Origin of the sequence: Streptococcus mitis, assembly GCF_047464035.1 — a bacterium.
Lineage (GTDB): Bacteria > Bacillota > Bacilli > Lactobacillales > Streptococcaceae > Streptococcus > Streptococcus mitis_DX.
The window spans coordinates 1-19,233 of record NZ_JASHCQ010000030.1 but is presented as its reverse complement, the minus strand read 5'-3'; the positions used below and the strand labels follow the sequence as shown (position 1 = coordinate 19,233).

Genomic DNA, 19,233 nt, shown 5'->3' with positions numbered 1-19,233 from the left:
GATGAAATCAAGCATTAGTAAAACCAGTGGAACTTACCCTGACACGGATTTCCACTGGTTTTTAGGATTTTTATCAGACTAACTTCCACTTCTACTAGCGGTGGAACTTAGTTTGCGAATTTACCCTAAATCATGCCTGTTTTCACAAGTCAAGAATTGTTTGTATCCCCTTTCTTCTCAAACTTTCATCAACTCTTGTGCATTTCCTTGAAATTTTCTGAAAAAAGAGTAAACTGGTATGCAAGAAGTCTATTTCGTGGAGTTTAGGATGAAATTATATGTTCAATTAATGATTCTCTTTGTGATTTCTCTAATCGGTGAGGGGATCTCTAGTTTCTTTCATTTGCCCATCCCAGGCAGTATTATAGGTTTGATTATTCTTTTTCTAGCCCTACAATTCAAGTGGCTGAGAACTAGGCATGTCAACATGGTGGGGAATTTCTTGCTGGCCAATATGACCATTCTCTTTTTGCCACCAGCAGTGGGAATCATGGAAAAGTTTGATGTGATTGCTCCCTATCTTTTGCCCATTGTTTTGATTGTCTTTTTTGCGGCTGTTATCAATATTATCCTCATTGCCTTGGTGGTTCAGTTCATCAAGAGACGGTTTGAGGGAGATTATGAGAAAGGAGATGCCAAATGAGTGAATTTGTTTCCAATCCCCTGTTTGGGCTTGCCCTGTCTATCTTAGCTTATCTAGTGGGAATGCTGATTTACAGACGTTTTCCCCATCCATTGACAACGCCCTTGCTTTTGTCAGCTGTTTTCATTATCATCTTTTTAAAGGTGACGGGGATTTCTTACCAAGATTACTACCAAGGTGGGGTTTATCTGAATAATTTGATTGTCCCATCGACAGTGGCTCTAGGGATTCCGCTTTATAAGAGTTTTCACTTGATGAAGCACCATGCTCGCAGTATTCTCTTTGGTAGTCTGTTAGCTGTAGTGGTTAATACCTCTTTCACAGCACTTGTGGCTAAAATCTTTGGCATGGACTTTTTCCTAGCCATTTCTCTCTTTCCTAAGTCAGTGACAACCGCCATGGCAGTGGGGATCACAGAAAAATTGCAAGGTTTGACGACTGTGACTTTGGTTGTCGTAGTGGCGACTGGGATTTTAACCAGTGTGATCGGCCCAACACTTTTGAAGTGGTTGAAAATTGATGATCCAGTAGCTGTTGGTCTTTCCCTTGGAGGAACAGGTCACGCGGTCGGAACAGGAACAGCATTTCGATACGGCTCTGTAGCAGGAGCCATGGGTGGCTTGGCTATCGGTGTCACCGGTATTCTCTATGTCTTCGTCAGCCCCATTGTAGCCAGTTTGATATTGAGTTAAAAAGCAAGGAATTTGAGTTCCTTGCTTTTTAAAATTGTATGTTATAGAGTATTACTTTTCTTTGCTTAGGTGAATGACTTGGTCATAGTGTTTTAAGTCTTCTTCTGTGTAGTGGTGAATGACTTCAATAACTGTTTGAGGTAGGGAGAAGAGCAGGTCACTAATCTTTCTGCTATTTTCCAAGTCAAGATTGGCCTTAATCTCATCGGCTAAGATGAGTTGGCTATCATGGTAGAGGGCGCGGGCGATTTCTAGGCGTTGTTTCTCGCCACCAGACAGACTGTCGTTGCTGAGGGGGCGATTTTTCAAATGTTCTAATTCTGTTTTTTTGAGTATATGATTCAAAGTCTCTGGACTTTTATCCAGTCCTAGAAGGATATTGTCTTCCAGAGAGAGCGTGTCAAAGTAATGGCTATCTTGGAGGATATAGGAACTAATGCCCGTGATTTCTTGACGGGACAGGTTCTGACCAGCAAAGCTAATCTGTCCACTTGTTGGTATCTCTTCTCCATGAATGATATTGAGCAGGGTTGTTTTACCAGAGCCACTTTCGCCGATAATGGCAATTTTTTCTCCTTGCTTGATGTGCATGGAAATCGGAGACAGGAGGCTATTTCCATCTTTTTCTAGGGAGATGGTGTTAAGCTGGATAGGGAAAATATTTTCTATGCTTCTAGGCGAGATGGAGTCAGACTGGTCCAAAAGTTTTTGGTATTTGTTAAGAAGAGTTTGAGTCGCTTTTCGAGTGTTGGTAAAGTAGGCCAACTCTTGGAATTGATAGCCGATATTATGGGAAACCAGATAGATGGCCACAAAACTAGCCGCATCTAAATAATTATAGTAGGTCATAAAGCCACCGATAACGATAGGTGTGACAGAACAAAAGGCATCGATGCTATTGATTAAGAGACTGTTTAAGGTTCGTTGTTTTTCATAGTTGATTTCGGCATCTAGACTGGTTTGTAATTGCTTTTGATAGTGAGCAAAAAAGTAGTCTTGCCCCTGATAATGGCGAATTTGTTGGCTACCACCAATAAAATTTGTCAAGCTTGATAAGTAGCTCTGGTTAACAGTTGACCGCTTTTCAGAAAGTGAATCTAAGCGCTTTGATCCGATAGCACTGCAGAGGACAGGAAAGGAGTAGAAGAGGATGAAAATCAAGCCCAGGTAAAAATTGGTCCATAGGGCATAGAGAATGGACACAGTGGTGAAACCAAGAGAAGAAATAATGATAACCGTTGGCTCAATATAGCTTTCTTCCAGTTGCTTGACGTCGCTTTCTAGGTCGGACAAAATATCCTTTTCATCAATCTCATAACTGTTTAAAAATCGCTTGAAAATAGCACTCTTGATTCCATATTTGAAATCAGTAATTAAACGGGCATAGTAATAGCGTTTCCCAGCCAAACCTAGTAAGAGGATGAGATTACCAAGGATTCCTAAAATCAAAACTTTCCAAAGAAGGCCTAGTTCTTGATTGGTAAAACTGGCAACAATATTTTGAACAAGGGCTGGCGTGATAATCGCTTCCAGCCAGGTAACGGCAATAGAAAAGAAGTAAAGTAAGAGGTGTTTCTTAGTAACAAATCTTCTCAGCATAAAGAGTTGACCTCCTTATCGATATATATGTAATCAGTTTTTAATCTATTATACTCCTTTATCTCAAATACTTCATATAAAAATGTAAATTTTGAGGACGTAAAAAAGCCTAGCGAGTTATTGTCGCTAGACTTTAAAACTATTGCAAATTAACCTTGTTTTTCAAAATGTGATAAGTTCCTAGATAGTAGATGGCTATAAGAATAACTTCTTCCAGAATAGTCATGATAATACCCATCTGGAACTGATCAGCCCCTCCTGTGGTTGATGGGAAGTAGAAACCAGGGTTAGAACGATAGAAGAGTTCAATAAAGCCAACGACGATTTGGATACCAATGTAGGCTACAATTGACAGTGCGGTACGGTATTCATTGAAAAGCTGTCCAATGGAAATAGCCAAGTAGATGCAGAGGATTCCAGAAATAGTATTTAGTAGGAAGGATACCCCCATAAGAGAGAGTTGAGGAAGATGTGTTTCTATAAATGGAATCAAGTCAGAAGTTGCAAACCAATCTGGAGCCGTTAGGGTCAGAACAATGAAAGCACTGATTGCTAGTACAGTAGTACTGACAATAGACCAGATAAAGGCACCGACTAGTTTGGCTGAGATGATATAATGTTCAGAAACTGGCAATGTCAAAGTCAGATAACCTTGTCGGTCATAGACACTACCTTTGAAGCGTTTAATAATCAAGAAGATAGTTGAAATCACAAGTGTAACCATCAAACCACCAAAGACAGTGGATAGAAAAAATAGCATAGTAGCCTGACTTTCTTGGTAAGGTAGATTTTTAAAGCCTTGTGTCTGTATTCCGATAAAGGCAGAAAGGGCTAGAACGGCAGCGTAGAGGGCTAAATACCACTTGTTAACATTTTTAAATTCGTAGCGAACTAAATTCCAAAACATAATAATCTCCTTTGCTTAGGCCTTAAATTCCTGACGGAAGAGTTGGTCAATGGATTCACCTGACTCATAGCGAATATCATCTACATTTCCTTGACGGACGACTTTTCCGTCTTTTAGGAAGACAATTTCATCCAAAATTGGTTCGATATCAGAAATCAAGTGAGTAGAAATCAAAACGGTAGAAGTTGGGGAGTAGTTGTTGATAATGGTATTGAGGATATACTCACGGGCTGCTGGATCCACCCCACCAATGGGTTCGTCTAGAACGTAGAGACGAGCATCACGGCTCATAACCAAAATCAGTTGTACCTTTTCCTTATTCCCTTTTGATAATTTCTTGAGACGACTATTTTCATCAATGCCAAGATCCGCAAGCAGATGATGGGCACGTTCAAGATTGAAATCTTTATAGAAGGTCTTGAAGTAGGTTAGGGCTTCTTTGACCTTCATTTGCTCATTGAGATAGGTCGTATCCGGTAAATAAGCCACAATAGCCTTGGTTGCTGGACTTGGATCCATGTCGTTGATGAGGACACGTCCTTGATCTGGTTGTAAGAGGCCATTGATTAGTTTAATCAGGGTTGTTTTCCCTGAGCCGTTTGGTCCAAGGAGACCAACAATTTTTCCAGCTGGGATGTCAAGAGAAACATTTTCAAGGGCTGGGGTTGCTCCATATGATTTAGATACATTTTCAAATGCTAATAATGACATAGGCTTAAACTCCTTTAATATAATCGCCGACTACGCCTGGTAGTTCTTCTTTTTCATAGCCAAAATGGGTCATGGAGGAAACGAAGTGTTCCAATTCTTCTTCTGATAATTGTTTGCGAGATTGGGCGATTAGCTCCTTATCCTCAGTTACAAATCGTCCAGTTGTTCGCTTGCTGTAGACAAATCCTTCTCGTTCAAGGTCTGACAAGGCTCTTTGGATGGTGTTGGGATTGACACCAGCCTCGCTAGCTAGCTCTCTCACGGTTGGAAGTTGTTGATTGGGTTCCAGTGTATGGGAAACAATCTGAAGCTTGATTTTCTCCATAATCTGTAAATAAATGGGTTTTTTGTTGTCAAATGTCCAGGACATCTTGGTCTCCTTTCTTTTATCTCTTTGTCTTAATTAAATAATACAACAAAACAAAAAACTTGTCAAGCAAAAAGAAGTATTGTTTTGGGAATCGCTTAAAAAATGGTATAATGAAAAGAAAACGATAAGGAGGGAAAGGATGCGTTGTCCAAAATGTGGGGCTACCAAGTCAAGTGTTATCGATAGTCGCCAAGCAGAAGAAGGGAACACTATTCGTAGAAGACGTGAGTGCGACGAATGCCAACACCGTTTTACAACCTACGAACGAGTAGAAGAAAGAACCTTAGTGGTTGTTAAAAAAGATGGCACACGGGAACAATTCTCCAGAGATAAAATCTTTAATGGGATTATCCGCTCAGCCCAGAAACGTCCTGTGTCAAGTGATGAAATCAACATGGTAGTCAATCGTATCGAACAGAAACTCCGTGGTCGAAATGAAAATGAAATTCAAAGTGAGGACATTGGTTCACTCGTCATGGAGGAGTTGGCTGAATTGGACGAGATTACCTATGTACGTTTTGCCAGTGTCTATCGTAGTTTTAAGGATGTCAGTGAGTTAGAGAGCTTGCTCCAACAAATCACCCAGTCCTCTAAAAAGAAAAAGGAAAGATAAATGAAGCCAATTGACCGTTTTTCTTATCTAAAGAATAATCGGGTGTCGCAAGATACCTCATCTCTGGTACAGTGCTACCTCCCGATTATCGGTCAGGAGGCACTGAGCCTTTATCTTTATACAATCAGTTTTTGGGATAATGGTAGAAAGGAATATCTTTTTTCAAGCATTCTCAACCATCTCAATTTTGGGATGGACAGACTTTTAAAATCTTTGAAAATCCTATCTGCTTTCAATCTCTTGACCCTCTATCAAAAGGGGGATGTTTATCAGCTAGCTCTCCATGCTCCTCTATCTAGTCAAGACTTCTTAGAGCATCCTGTTTATCGCAGACTTTTGGAGAAAAAGATTGGCGATGCAGCTGTAGAGGATTTGAAAGTTGAGAGTGCTGAGGGAGAAGAAATATCTGTCTCACTCAATCAAGTCTTTCCAGATTTGGCAGAACTAGGAAGTCAAGAAGACCTTAGTCTCAAGAAGAAAGTGGCCAACGATTTTGACTTAGACCATTTTCGTCAGCTTATGGCTCGAGATGGACTTCGCTTTGCGGATGAACAGTCTGATGTCTTAAACCTCTTTGCCATTGCCGAGGAGAAGAAATGGACTTGGTTTGAGACCTATCAATTGGCCAAATCAACAGCTGTTTCCCAGGTTATTTCAACCAAACGCATGCGGGAAAAAATTGCTCAAAAACCTGTTTCCTCTGATTTTAGTCCTAAGGAAGCAACCATTATTAAAGAAGCCAAAAGTAAAACTGCCCTGCAGTTCTTAGCAGAAATCAAACAAACACGCAAGGGGACTATTACCCAAACAGAAAGAGACCTCTTGCAACAGATGGCTGGCTTGGGCTTGCTGGACGAAGTCATCAATATCATTCTCTTATTGACCTTTAATAAGGTGGATTCGGCAAATATCAATGAGAAATATGCCATGAAGGTAGCCAATGACTATGCCTATCAAAAAATTCATTCGGCAGAAGAGGCAGTTCTTCGGATCCGTGAGCGTGGGCAGAAGAGTCAGGCTCAAAAAAGCAGTAAATCCAGTCCTGCCAAGTCCAATGTACCCAAGTGGAGTAACCCAGATTATAAGAATGAAACCAGCGAGGAAACTCGTCTGGAACTAGAACGTAAGAAACAAGAACTATTAGCACGATTAGAAAAAGGAGGAGATTAGATGGAAAGTGTCGGAGACGTACTCAAACGTCAACCTAGCCGTTTTCATTATCAAGATTTGGTCCAGAAAATCATGAAGGATCCTGATGTTGCGGCCTTTATCCAGCAAGAATCCTTGACTCCAGAGGAATTAAATCGCAGTATCTCCAAGTTTAATCAGTACATCACTGAGCGTGACAAGTTTCTCCGTGGTGATACGGATTATATTGCCAAAGGCTACAAGCCGATTTTGGTTATGAATCATGGCTATGCGGACGTTTCTTACGAAGAAACTCCTGAACTAATCGCAGCGGAAAAAGAAGCGGCTATTAAGAATCGCCTCAAGTTAATCAATCTACCAGCCAGTCTCAGGAAAGCTAGTTTGGCTCAAGTTGACTTGGATGATTTGGGTCGCTTGCCAGTTTTTGAAAAGCTATTAGCCTTCGTGGAGCAATATCCAACTATTCGAAAAGGTATTTACTTATATGGAGACTTTGGTGTGGGTAAAAGTTTCATGGTGGCTGCCTTGGCCCATGATTTGTCAGAAAAACGTGGGGTTTCATCAACCCTTCTTCACTATCCTAGCTTTGTCATTGATGTCAAAAATGCAATCGGTGATGGCAATGTGAAGACCTTGGTGGATGAGCTTAAGCTTTCTGAAGTCCTGATTTTAGATGACATTGGTGCCGAGCAGTCAACAGCTTGGGTGCGTGACGAAATCCTGCAGGTCATTCTCCAATACCGTATGCAGGAAGATTTACCGACCTTTTTCACATCCAACTTCAACTTTGATGATTTGGAGCAGCATTTCGCTAAAGGGAAGCATGGAAATGATGAAACCTGGGAAGCTAGAAGGGTCATGGAACGCATCCGTTATTTGGCTGAGGAGACTCGTTTAGAAGGAGTAAACCGTCGATGACAGAAACAATCAAATTAATGAAAGCTCACACGTCAGTGCGCAGATTTAAGGAGCAAGCCCTTCCTCAAGAAGACTTGACTGAAATCCTGACAGCAGCTCAGATGGCTTCATCTTGGAAGAATTTCCAATCCTACTCTGTGATTGTAGTACGAAGTCAAGAAAAGAAAGATGCCTTGTATGAATTGGTACCTCAAGAAGCCATTCGCCAGTCAGCTGTTTTCCTTCTCTTTGTCGGAGATTTGAACCGAGCAGAAAAGGGAGTACGACTCCATACCGATACATTCCAACCTCAAGGGGTGGAAGGGCTCTTGATTAGTTCGGTCGATGCGGCTCTTGCTGGACAAAATGCCCTGCTGGCAGCTGAAAGTTTGGGCTATGGTGGTGTTATCATTGGCTTGGTGCGGTACAAGTCAGAAGAAGTGGCAGAACTCTTTAATCTGCCTGACTACACCTATCCTGTCTTTGGGATGGCACTAGGTGTGCCAAATCAAGAACATGAAGTCAAACCTCGCTTGCCATTGAATCAAGTGGTGTTTGAGGAAGAATATCAAGAACAGTCAACCGAGGTAATCCAAGCTTACGACCGTGTACAGGCTGACTATGCTGGAGCGCGTGCGACCACAAGCTGGAGTCAGCGTCTAGCAGAACAGTTTGGTCAAGCAGAACCAAGCTCAACTAGAAAAAATCTTGAACAGAAGAAGTTATTGTAGAAAGTGAGAAATTATGGCCCTACCAACTATTGCCATTGTAGGACGTCCCAATGTTGGGAAATCAACCCTATTTAATCGGATCGCTGGTGAGCGAATCTCCATTGTAGAAGATGTCGAAGGAGTGACACGTGACCGTATCTATGCAACGGGTGAGTGGCTCAATCGTTCTTTTAGTATGATTGATACAGGAGGAATCGATGATGTCGATGCTCCTTTCATGGAACAAATCAAGCACCAGGCAGAAATTGCCATGGAAGAAGCCGATGTTATCGTCTTCGTCGTGTCTGGTAAGGAAGGAATTACCGATGCAGACGAATACGTAGCCCGTAAACTTTATAAAACCCACAAACCAGTTATCCTCGCGGTTAACAAGGTGGACAACCCTGAGATGCGAAATGATATCTATGATTTCTATGCTCTCGGTTTGGGTGAACCACTGCCTATCTCATCTGTCCATGGTATCGGTACAGGGGATGTGCTAGATGCGATTGTGGAAAACCTTCCAAATGAATATGAGGAAGAAAATCCAGATGTCATTAAGTTTAGTTTGATTGGTCGTCCAAACGTTGGAAAATCAAGCTTGATTAATGCTATCTTGGGCGAAGACCGTGTCATTGCTAGTCCCGTTGCTGGAACAACTCGTGACGCCATTGATACCCACTTTACAGATACAGATGGTCAAGAGTTTACCATGATTGATACGGCTGGTATGCGTAAGTCTGGTAAGGTTTATGAAAATACAGAGAAATACTCTGTCATGCGTGCCATGCGTGCTATTGACCGTTCAGATGTGGTCTTGATGGTCATCAATGCGGAAGAGGGTATCCGTGAATACGACAAGCGTATCGCAGGATTTGCCCATGAAGCTGGTAAAGGGATGATTATCGTGGTCAACAAGTGGGATACTCTTGAAAAAGACAACCACACTATGAAAAACTGGGAAGAAGATATCCGTGAGCAGTTCCAATACTTGCCTTATGCACCGATTATCTTTGTATCAGCTTTAACCAAGCAACGTCTCCACAAACTTCCTGAGATGATTAAGCAAATCAGCGAAAGTCAAAATACACGTATTCCATCAGCTGTCTTGAACGATGTCATCATGGATGCCATTGCCATCAATCCAACACCGACAGACAAAGGTAAACGCCTCAAGATTTTCTACGCGACCCAAGTGGCAACCAAACCACCAACCTTTGTTATCTTTGTCAACGAAGAAGAACTCATGCACTTTTCTTACCTGCGTTTCTTGGAAAATCAAATTCGCAAGGCCTTTGTTTTTGAGGGAACACCGATCCATCTCATCGCAAGAAAACGCAAATAAAAAAGTAGAATCTGGAATGACATTTCCAGATTTTTTTGATAGAATGAAGTTGAAGAAAACGCTATCAAAAAGAGGTGTCGATGATGAAACTGTCCTTTAATTGGTTTCATTTGATACTCTTATTTCCTTATTTTTATTTTTTCTATTGGATAGACAATGCTGACAGAAACAGTAAAATTTTCCCCATCTTCTACTATTTTTACTGGATTTATATTTCCCTTTTAGCTCTGTTTAGCTTGGATATGACAATTTTTTCATTCTTATTTTTCCCTTTTGTTCTGAGCCATGATTCAGATGCTAGTACTTGGGGTGTTGGGTTGATTTTGATAGTCATATCTCTAGGCAGTGACTGGTTAGATTATATCTTTTTCAAAAAAATGTTTCGCTTGAGACGGGAACTAGGACAATCTAAAGGCGAAAGGCATTGATTTATATCGGTTTCTATTTATAGGAGGTAGCTTATGGTACATCTAACATCATTTATTACACGCTATTCTAAGGTCTATATTGGTTTAGTTCTGTTGATCTGGATTGCTTTCTTCTTTCTTCCTTGGGGCAGTCCGATTCTGGGGGGAAAGATTGACCTCTTTATCATGCAGAAAATCTTGCTAGTTTTTGGAATTCTGTCCATTTTGATGGCCTTGCTGTCCAAGAAAGTCAGTCTCTTTGTTTTTGGATTGATCTGCTGTCTTTCTCTTTGGATTAACTTATTTATCCTATTTGCTATTTTGCCGATTTTTGGCAATTAAAGTATCATAAAAGTCAGAGAGGTTAGCTTGGAAACTAGCCTCTTTTTCCTTTTCAAAATGGGGATTCTTCCTTGAAAATAATCAGTAATTGTGCTAAAATTAAAAGAACATTCTAAAATATTCGGAATTTAAAGTAAGGAAAAACATGGCTAATATTTTAAAAACAATTATCGAAAATGATAAAGGAGAAATCCGTCGTCTGGAAAAGATGGCCGACAAGGTTTTCAAATACGAAGACCAAATGGCTGCTTTGACTGACGACCAACTAAAAGCAAAAACAGTTGAATTTAAAGAACGTTATCAAAATGGAGAATCACTAGATTCATTGCTTTATGAAGCATTTGCGGTTGTCCGTGAGGGTGCCAAACGTGTCTTAGGTCTCTTCCCATATAAGGTTCAGGTCATGGGTGGAATCGTTCTTCACCATGGTGATGTGCCAGAAATGCGTACAGGGGAAGGTAAAACCTTGACTGCGACTATGCCGGTATACCTCAATGCTCTTTCAGGTAAAGGGGTTCACGTAGTTACGGTCAATGAATACCTATCAGAGCGTGACGCGACTGAGATGGGTGAATTGTACTCATGGCTTGGTTTGTCAGTAGGGATTAACTTGGCTGCCAAATCTCCAATGGAGAAAAAAGAAGCCTATGAGTGTGATATTACCTACTCAACCAACTCAGAAATCGGATTTGACTACCTTCGTGATAACATGGTCGTTCGCGCTGAAAACATGGTACAACGTCCGCTTAACTATGCCTTGGTCGATGAGGTTGACTCAATCTTGATTGACGAGGCCCGTACACCTTTGATTGTATCAGGTGCTAATGCGGTTGAAACTAGTCAGCTCTACCACATGGCAGACCACTATGTAAAATCGTTGGACAAAGACGACTACATCATTGATGTGCAGTCTAAGACTATTGGTTTGTCTGATTCAGGGATTGACAAGGCTGAAAGCTACTTCAAGCTTGAAAACCTTTATGACATCGAAAACGTAGCTCTGACTCACTTTATCGATAACGCCCTTCGTGCCAACTACATCATGCTTCTCGATATTGACTATGTGGTGAGCGAAGAGCAAGAAATCTTGATCGTCGACCAATTTACAGGTCGTACCATGGAAGGTCGTCGTTATTCTGATGGATTGCACCAAGCCATTGAAGCCAAAGAAGGTGTGCCAATCCAGGATGAAACCAAGACATCTGCCTCAATTACTTACCAAAACCTTTTCCGTATGTACAAGAAATTGTCTGGTATGACGGGTACTGGTAAGACTGAGGAAGAAGAATTCCGTGAAATTTACAACATTCGTGTTATTCCAATCCCAACAAACCGTCCAGTTCAGCGTATTGACCATCCAGACTTGCTTTTTGCTAGCATTGAAGCTAAGTTTAAGGCCGTTGTTAAAGACGTTAAGGCTCGTTACCAAAAAGGTCAACCTGTCTTGGTTGGTACAGTAGCGGTTGAAACCAGTGACTACATTTCTAAAAAATTGGTCGAAGCTGGTGTTCCTCACGAAGTCTTGAACGCCAAAAACCACTATAAAGAAGCCCAAATCATCATGAATGCTGGTCAGCGTGGTGCTGTTACCATCGCAACTAACATGGCCGGTCGTGGTACCGACATCAAGCTTGGTGAAGGAGTTCGTGAACTTGGAGGACTTTGTGTTATTGGTACAGAACGTCATGAAAGCCGTCGTATCGATAACCAGCTTCGTGGACGTTCAGGTCGTCAAGGAGACCCAGGTGAGTCACAATTCTACCTATCTCTTGAAGATGATTTGATGAAACGTTTTGGTTCTGAACGCTTGAAGGGAATCTTTGAACGTCTCAACATGTCTGAAGAGGCCATTGAGTCTCGTATGTTGACACGTCAGGTTGAAGCGGCTCAAAAACGTGTCGAAGGAAATAACTACGATACCCGTAAACAAGTCCTTCAATACGATGATGTCATGCGTGAACAACGTGAAATTATCTACGCTCAACGTTACGATGTCATCACTGCAGATCGTGACTTGGCACCTGAAATTCAGGCTATGATTAAACGCACGATTGGTCGTGTCGTTGATGGTCATGCGCGTGCCAAACAAGATGAAAAACTAGAGGCAATTTTGAACTTTGCTAAGTACAACTTGCTTCCAGAAGATTCTATTTCAATCGAAGACTTGTCAGGTTTGTCTGATAAGGCTATTAAGGAAGAACTCTTCCAACGTGCCTTGAAGGTTTACGATAGTCAGGTTTCAAAACTACGCGATGAAGAAGCAGTTAAAGAATTCCAAAAAGTTTTGATTCTACGAGTGGTGGATAACAAGTGGACAGATCATATCGACGCTCTTGATCAATTGCGTAACGCGGTTGGACTTCGTGGCTATGCTCAGAACAACCCTGTTGTTGAGTATCAGGCGGAAGGTTTCCGTATGTTTAATGACATGATTGGTTCGATTGAGTTTGATGTGACACGTTTGATGATGAAAGCACAAATTCATGAACAAGAAAGACCACAAGCAGAACACCATATCAGTACAACAGCGACTCGCAATATCGCTGCCCACCAAGCAAATATCCCAGAAGATTTGGATTTGAGCCAGATTGGACGGAATGAACTTTGCCCATGTGGTTCTGGTAAGAAGTTTAAAAACTGTCACGGTAAAAGACAATAAAATGAGATAGTTTAGAGGCGGATACCTTGTGAAAAGTAAATTTTTACTTGGTATCCGTTTGCTTTATAAGGAGATGAGTTATGGTATTTACAGCAAAAAGTCCTAAAATTAATATTGAAGAAGTTCGTGCCTTATCAAAATTAGAAGGTCAAGCTTTGGAGAGAAAATCACAGCGCGATCAAGAGCTAGAAGCCATTATACGTGGAGAAGACCAGCGGATTCTCTTGGTAATCGGGCCATGCTCATCTGACAATGAAGAAGCTGTTCTTGAATACGCTAAGCGTTTGGCAGCTTTGCAAGAAGAAGTGGCAGACCGTATCTTTATGGTTATGCGTGTTTATACTGCTAAACCCCGTACCAACGGAGATGGCTATAAGGGCTTGATTCACCAGCCTAATGCGACAGAAGCGCCTAGTCTTATCAATGGAATCAAAGCTGTTCGCCATCTTCATTATCGTGTTATCACAGAAACAGGTATGACGACTGCTGATGAAATGCTTTATCCTGAAAATCTTCCGCTTGTGGATGATTTGATTTCTTACATGGCAGTTGGTGCTCGTTCGGTTGAAGACCAGCAACATCGCTTTGTGGCAAGTGGGGCAGATTTCGCGACTGGGTTTAAAAATCCAACCTCAGGAAATCTCAATGTCATGTTTAATGGGATTTATGCTGCTCAAAACAAACAAAGTTTCCTTTTCCTAGGAAAAGAAGTGGAAACAACTGGGAACCCGCTTTCGCACGCCATTCTTCGTGGAGCGATCAATGAGTATGGTAAGAATATTCCTAACTACTACTATGATAATTTGATGGATACTATTGCCCAGTATGAGAAAATGGGCTTGGAAAATCCATTTATCATTGTGGACACCAATCATGACAATTCTGGTAAGCAATATATGGACCAGATTCGAATTGTCCGCCAGACCTTGATTAACCGTGATTGGAATGAAAAAATCAAGCAGTATGTTCGTGGCTTTATGATTGAGTCTTATCTAGAAGATGGCCGTCAAAACGAACCAGAAGTATTTGGCAAGTCTATCACAGACCCTTGCCTTGGCTGGGAAAATACGGAAGCCCTTGTCAGAGAAATCTACCAAACGCTAGGAGAATAAGATGGCATTTATTGAAAAAGGTCAAGAAATCGATATTGAAGCAATCAAGGCAGAAACCCAATTGTCTGCGGAAGCCTTGCGACTCAAGGAGCGCCGTGATAGAGAATTGGCAGACATTATTTCAGGAGAAGATGACCGTATCCTTTTGGTGATTGGTCCTTGCTCTTCTGATAATGAAGAGGCTGTCTTGGAATATGCCCGCCGTTTATCTGCCTTGCAAAAGAAGGTGGCGGACAAGATTTTCATGGTTATGCGTGTGTATACTGCCAAACCTCGCACAAATGGAGACGGCTATAAAGGTTTGGTTCACCAGCCAGATACTTCTAAGGCTCCAAGCCTGATTAACGGCTTGCAGGCTGTGCGCCAGTTACACTATCGCGTGATTACAGAGACTGGTTTGACAACGGCAGATGAGATGCTTTATCCGTCAAATCTGGTCTTGGTAGATGATTTGGTCAGCTACCATGCTGTTGGGGCTCGTTCTGTGGAAGACCAAGAGCACCGCTTTGTGGCTTCAGGGATTGATGCACCAGTGGGGATGAAAAATCCAACCTCTGGGAATCTTGGGGTTATGTTTAACGGTATCTATGCTGCTCAGAACAAACAGACCTTCCTCTTTCATGGCCAAGAAGTTGAGACTTCAGGAAATCCCTTGGCTCACGTCATCCTTCGTGGCGCAGTTAATGAATATGGGAAAAATGAGCCTAACTTTTACTATGAAACTTTGCTAAATGCCATTGAACGTTATGAGACCATGGGACTTGAAAATCCCTTTATCCTCATTGATACCAACCATGATAACTCAGGAAAGCAATATATGGAGCAAATTAGAATTGTTCGCCAGACCTTGCAAAATCGTGATTGGAATGAGAAGATTAAAAAGACAGTTCGAGGCTTTATGATTGAATCCTACCTAGCAGATGGTCGTCAAAACCAACCAGAGGTTTTTGGTTGTTCTATTACCGACCCTTGCCTAGGTTGGGAAAATACAGAGGCTTTGGTAGAAGAGATTTATGCTACCTTGACAAAATAAGTGAAAAGGATGGAGTTGGGGGAATCTCAACTCCTTTTGATGAGAATGATAGTTGGACATGGAATTGATATCGAAGAATTGGCTTCGATAGAAAGCGCAGTTATACGACATGAAGGATTTGCTAAGCGCGTGCTGACCGCTAAGGAAATGGAACGGTTTAACAGTCTTAAAGGGCGCAGGCAGATTGAATATTTGGCTGGTCGCTGGTCGGCTAAGGAGGCCTTTTCCAAGGCTATGGGAACTGGTATTGGAAAACTCGGTTTTCAGGATTTGGAAGTCTTGAGCAATGAACGCGGGGCGCCTTATTTTAGTCAGTCACCATTTTCAGGAAAGATTTGGCTGTCTATAAGCCATACAGATCAGTTTGTGACAGCTAGTGTCATTTTGGAGGAAAATCATGAAAGCTAGTCCACATAGACCAACCAAGGCTCTGATTCATTTGGGAGCTATTCGACAAAATATTCAGCAAATGGGGGCTCATATCCCTCAAGGAACTCTCAAGTGGGCAGTGGTCAAGGCCAATGCTTACGGGCATGGGGCAGTAGCTGTGGCCAAGGCAATCCAAGAAGATGTAGACGGCTTTTGCGTTTCCAATATTGATGAGGCTATTGAACTCAGACAGGCTGGACTCTGCAAGCGAATCCTTATTTTAGGAGTTTCTGAAATCGAAGTTGTTGCTCTAGCTAAAGAATATGACATCACCTTGACTGTGGCTGGACTGGAGTGGGTTCAAGCACTCTTAGATAAGGAAGCGGACTTAACTGGATTAACAGTCCACCTCAAGATTGATTCAGGAATGGGACGGATTGGTTTTAGAGAGGCTAGTGAGGCTGAGCAGGCTCAAGACTTGCTCAGACAACACGGCGCCCGTGTTGAAGGGATTTTTACCCACTTTGCGACTGCAGACGAGGAATCAGATGACTACTTTAATGCCCAGTTGGAACAGTTTAAGACTATTTTGGAAAGTATGAAGGAAGTTCCAGAGCTGGTTCATGCTAGCAATTCTGCAACGACTCTTTGGCATGCAGAGACTATTTTTAACGCGGTTCGTATGGGAGATGCCATGTATGGTCTTAATCCTAGCGGAGAGGTTTTGGACTTACCCTATGACTTGATTCCGGCCTTGACCTTGGAGTCTGCTATGGTCCATGTCAAGATAGTTCCAGCTGGAGCTTGTATGGGCTATGGAGCAACTTATCAAGCGGATAGCGAGCAAGTCATCGCGACGGTACCAATCGGCTATGCGGATGGTTGGACACGAGATATGCAAAATTTCGCTGTCTTGGTAGATGGGCAAGCTTGCCCAATTGTTGGACGAGTTTCTATGGACCAAATAACCATTCGTCTGCCTAAGCTTTATCCGCTAGGAACAAAGGTGACCTTGATTGGCTCAAACGGGGACAAGGAAATCACAGCAACTCAGGTAGCGACCTACCGTGGAACCATTAACTATGAAGTGGTTTGTCTTCTCAGCGATCGCATTCCGAGAGAATATTATTAGAAAAGAAAGGAGTGGGGCATGAATCTACATCAACCCTTGCATGTCTTACCTGGTGTGGGACCAAAGTCAGCAGAAAAATACGCCAAACTAGGAATTGAAAACTTGCAAGACCTCTTGCTCTACTTTCCTTTCCGATATGAAGACTTCAAGACAAAGCAAGTGCTGGAACTGGAAGACGGTGAAAAGGCGGTTCTTTCTGGTCAAGTCGTGACTCCTGCTAGTGTCCAGTACTATGGTTTCAAGCGTAATCGCCTACGCTTTAGCCTCAAGCAGGGAGAAGTCGTTTTTGCGGTGAATTTCTTTAACCAGCCCTATCTAGCTGATAAAATAGAGTTGGGAGCAACCCTTGCTGTTTTTGGAAAATGGGACCGCGCCAAGGCTAGTCTGACAGGGATGAAGGTCCTAGCTCAGGTGGAAGATGACCTCCAACCTGTTTATCGCTTGGCTCAGGGAATCAGTCAGGCCAGTCTGGTCAAGGTTATTAAGACGGCTTTTGATCAGGGATTGGACCTCTTGATTGAGGAAAATCTTCCTCAGTCTTTGCTGGACAAATACAAACTCATGTCCCGTTGTCAGGCAGTCCGAGCTATGCATTTTCCAAAGGATTTGGGAGAATACAAGCAGGCCCTTCGCCGTATCAAGTTTGAGGAACTCTTTTATTTCCAAATGCAATTGCAAACGCTCAAATCTGAAAATAGAGTTCAGGGAAGCGGTCTGGTTCTGGACTGGTCTCAGGAAAAAGTGTCAGCTGTTAAAGAAAGTCTGCCATTTGCCCTGACTCAAGCTCAAGAAAAGAGTTTACAGGAAATTTTGACCGACATGAAGTCGGACCACCACATGAATCGTCTCCTACAAGGGGATGTGGGGAGCGGAAAAACAGTAGTTGCTGGCTTGGCTATGTTTGCGGCGGTGACAGCTGGTTATCAGGCTGCCCTAATGGTACCAACAGAAATCCTCGCAGAGCAACACTTTGAGAGTTTACAGAACCTCTTTCCAGACTTGAAACTGGCTCTTTTGACAGGTTCCTTGAAAGCTGCAGAAAAGAGAGAAGTTTTGGAGACCATTGCCAAGGGTGAGGCTGATTTGATTATTGGAACCCATGCTCTGATACAGGATGGAGTGGATTATGATCGCCTTGGTTTGATTATTATCGATGAGCAGCACCGTTTTGGTGTGGGGCAAAGGCGTATTCTAAGGGAAAAAGGCGACAATCCAGATGTTCTCATGATGACAGCGACTCCTATTCCACGGACGCTGGCTATCACAGCCTTTGGCGATATGGATGTTTCCATTATCGACCAGATGCCAGCAGGGCGGAAGCCTATTGTGACACGCTGGATCAAGCATGAGCAACTACATCAGGTCTTGACTTGGTTAGAGGGGGAAATTCAAAAAGGTTCCCAAGCCTATGTCATCTCTCCCTTGATTGAAGAATCAGAAGCTCTGGATCTGAAAAATGCCATTGCCTTATCAGAAGAGTTGACGTCTCATTTTGCAGGTAAGGCAGAGGTGGCTCTTTTACATGGTAAGATGAAGAGTGATGAAAAAGACCAGATTATGCAGGAGTTCAAAGAGAGAAAAACGGATATTCTGGTTTCGACGACGGTTATCGAGGTCGGGGTCAATGTTCCCAATGCGACCGTCATGATTATCATGGATGCCGATCGCTTCGGGCTCAGCCAGCTTCACCAGCTCAGAGGTCGTGTCGGTCGGGGGGACAAGCAGTCCTATGCAGTTCTCGTTTCCAATCCCAAGACGGATTCTGGAAAAGATCGCATGCGCATCATGACAGAAACCACCAATGGATTTGTCCTTGCGGAGGAAGATTTGAAAATGCGTGGTTCAGGTGAGATTTTTGGAACCAGACAGTCAGGCCTTCCAGAATTCCAAGTGGCTGATATTATTGAAGATTTTCCAATTTTAGAAGAAGCCAGAAAAGTTGCTAGTTACATTAGTTCGATAGAAGCTTGGCAAGAGGATCCAGAATGGCGCATGATTGCCCTTCATTTGGAGAAGAAAGAACATTTAGATTAATACTCTTCGAAAATCTCTTCAAACCACGTTAACGTCGCCTTGCCGTATATATGTGTTACTGACTTCGTCAGTTCTATCTGCAACCTCAAAACAGTGTTTTGAGCTGACTACGTCAGTTCCATCTACAACCTCAAAGCAGTGCTTTGAGCAACCTACGGCTAGTTTCCTAGTTTGCTCTTTGATTTTCATTGAGTATAAGCTTTCTCTAAGGAAATCTTAAGCTAGCTTTCAGGTTTGGCCCTTATACTAGAGTCATCAAAAAGAAACGAGGACTCTCACATGACCGTAACTATTAAAGTAAATTACCAAACCACTTTCCAAAAGAAAGAAGCAACAAAATAATATAAATATAAGGAAGAAAGAGCGAAATGCTCTTTTTTGTGGCTCTTTGTCAACTGTAGTGGGTTGAAGAAAAGCTAAGCTCGAGAAAGGACAAATTTCGTCCTTTCTTTTTTGATGTTGAGAGCGATAAAAATCCGTTTTTTGAAGTTTTCAAAGTTCCGAAAACC

General features: G+C 42.3%; 19 protein-coding genes. 15 read left to right on the top strand and 4 right to left on the bottom strand.

Translation table 11 applies throughout. The features are described from left to right. Positions 1-268: 268 nt before the first annotated feature. Both QM818_RS08110 and QM818_RS08105 read left to right on the top strand, forming a co-directional pair. Positions 269-643: a CidA/LrgA family protein gene (locus QM818_RS08110; protein ID WP_000781325.1), complete on the top strand. Its 375-nt coding sequence runs from the start codon at positions 269-271 to the stop codon at positions 641-643. After that, on the top strand, positions 640-1,335 hold the full coding sequence (locus QM818_RS08105) for an LrgB family protein (protein ID WP_001288952.1): 696 nt from the start codon (positions 640-642) through the stop codon (positions 1,333-1,335). The genes QM818_RS08110 and QM818_RS08105 overlap by 4 nt, the downstream gene beginning before the upstream one ends. Before the next feature lie 51 nt (positions 1,336-1,386). On the opposite strand, the gene gggC is transcribed toward QM818_RS08105, so the two are convergent. The 4 genes from gggC to QM818_RS08085 all read right to left on the bottom strand — a co-directional run bounded on the left by gggC (position 1,387) and on the right by QM818_RS08085 (position 4,922). Further along, the gene (gene gggC / locus QM818_RS08100) at positions 1,387-2,934 is read right to left on the bottom strand and encodes a streptosactin export ABC transporter GggC (protein WP_414300141.1); all 1,548 of its coding nucleotides are present in this window, start codon (positions 2,932-2,934) and stop codon (positions 1,387-1,389) included. A gap of 139 nt (positions 2,935-3,073) precedes the next feature. After that, positions 3,074-3,841 carry a hypothetical protein gene (locus QM818_RS08095; protein ID WP_120770474.1) on the bottom strand — a complete coding sequence of 256 codons (768 nt, stop codon included), beginning with the start codon at positions 3,839-3,841 and terminating at the stop codon, positions 3,074-3,076. A 15-nt stretch (positions 3,842-3,856) separates the two neighbouring features. Continuing rightward, positions 3,857-4,552 carry an ABC transporter ATP-binding protein gene (locus QM818_RS08090; RefSeq protein WP_000054197.1) on the bottom strand — a complete coding sequence of 232 codons (696 nt, stop codon included), beginning with the start codon at positions 4,550-4,552 and terminating at the stop codon, positions 3,857-3,859. A gap of 4 nt (positions 4,553-4,556) precedes the next feature. Next, the gene (locus tag QM818_RS08085; protein ID WP_000119149.1) at positions 4,557-4,922 is read right to left on the bottom strand and encodes a GntR family transcriptional regulator; all 366 of its coding nucleotides are present in this window, start codon (positions 4,920-4,922) and stop codon (positions 4,557-4,559) included. Between the two features lie 139 nt (positions 4,923-5,061). Here QM818_RS08085 and nrdR point away from each other — a divergent pair, with 139 nt between their 5' ends. From nrdR to recG, 13 genes are all read left to right on the top strand, one after another. Continuing rightward, positions 5,062-5,535, top strand: a complete 474-nt coding sequence (gene nrdR / locus QM818_RS08080) for a transcriptional regulator NrdR (protein WP_001203672.1) — start codon at positions 5,062-5,064, stop codon at positions 5,533-5,535. After that, on the top strand, positions 5,536-6,705 hold the full coding sequence (locus QM818_RS08075; protein ID WP_414300140.1) for a replication initiation and membrane attachment family protein: 1,170 nt from the start codon (positions 5,536-5,538) through the stop codon (positions 6,703-6,705). Continuing rightward, positions 6,706-7,602, top strand: a complete 897-nt coding sequence (gene dnaI, locus QM818_RS08070; protein ID WP_414300139.1) for a primosomal protein DnaI — start codon at positions 6,706-6,708, stop codon at positions 7,600-7,602. Continuing rightward, complete coding sequence (locus QM818_RS08065) at positions 7,599-8,312, top strand: NADPH-dependent oxidoreductase (RefSeq protein WP_414300138.1); 714 nt, start codon at positions 7,599-7,601, stop codon at positions 8,310-8,312. The genes dnaI and QM818_RS08065 overlap by 4 nt, the downstream gene beginning before the upstream one ends. A 13-nt stretch (positions 8,313-8,325) precedes the next feature. After that, on the top strand, positions 8,326-9,636 hold the full coding sequence (der, locus tag QM818_RS08060; protein ID WP_001207696.1) for a ribosome biogenesis GTPase Der: 1,311 nt from the start codon (positions 8,326-8,328) through the stop codon (positions 9,634-9,636). Between the two features lie 80 nt (positions 9,637-9,716). Further along, complete coding sequence (locus QM818_RS08055; protein ID WP_261027466.1) at positions 9,717-10,064, top strand: hypothetical protein; 348 nt, start codon at positions 9,717-9,719, stop codon at positions 10,062-10,064. Positions 10,065-10,097: 33 nt separating this feature from the next. Then, on the top strand, positions 10,098-10,385 hold the full coding sequence (locus QM818_RS08050; RefSeq protein ID WP_314500243.1) for a hypothetical protein: 288 nt from the start codon (positions 10,098-10,100) through the stop codon (positions 10,383-10,385). A 145-nt stretch (positions 10,386-10,530) separates the two neighbouring features. Continuing rightward, the gene (secA, locus tag QM818_RS08045; RefSeq protein ID WP_265473232.1) at positions 10,531-13,044 is read left to right on the top strand and encodes a preprotein translocase subunit SecA; all 2,514 of its coding nucleotides are present in this window, start codon (positions 10,531-10,533) and stop codon (positions 13,042-13,044) included. A gap of 80 nt (positions 13,045-13,124) precedes the next feature. Further along, positions 13,125-14,156, top strand: a complete 1,032-nt coding sequence (locus tag QM818_RS08040) for a 3-deoxy-7-phosphoheptulonate synthase (RefSeq protein ID WP_049500894.1) — start codon at positions 13,125-13,127, stop codon at positions 14,154-14,156. A 1-nt stretch (position 14,157) separates the two neighbouring features. Next, positions 14,158-15,189 carry a 3-deoxy-7-phosphoheptulonate synthase gene (locus QM818_RS08035; RefSeq protein WP_000864042.1) on the top strand — a complete coding sequence of 344 codons (1,032 nt, stop codon included), beginning with the start codon at positions 14,158-14,160 and terminating at the stop codon, positions 15,187-15,189. 45 nt (positions 15,190-15,234) lie between these two features. After that, entirely contained in the window at positions 15,235-15,597 is a 363-nt protein-coding gene (gene acpS, locus QM818_RS08030; protein ID WP_414300142.1) for a holo-ACP synthase, read from the top strand. Then, complete coding sequence (gene alr / locus QM818_RS08025) at positions 15,587-16,690, top strand: alanine racemase (protein WP_261081319.1); 1,104 nt, start codon at positions 15,587-15,589, stop codon at positions 16,688-16,690. The genes acpS and alr overlap by 11 nt, the downstream gene beginning before the upstream one ends. A gap of 18 nt (positions 16,691-16,708) precedes the next feature. Then, entirely contained in the window at positions 16,709-18,724 is a 2,016-nt protein-coding gene (recG, locus tag QM818_RS08020) for an ATP-dependent DNA helicase RecG (RefSeq protein ID WP_020903250.1), read from the top strand. The last annotated feature ends 509 nt before the right edge of the window (positions 18,725-19,233 follow it).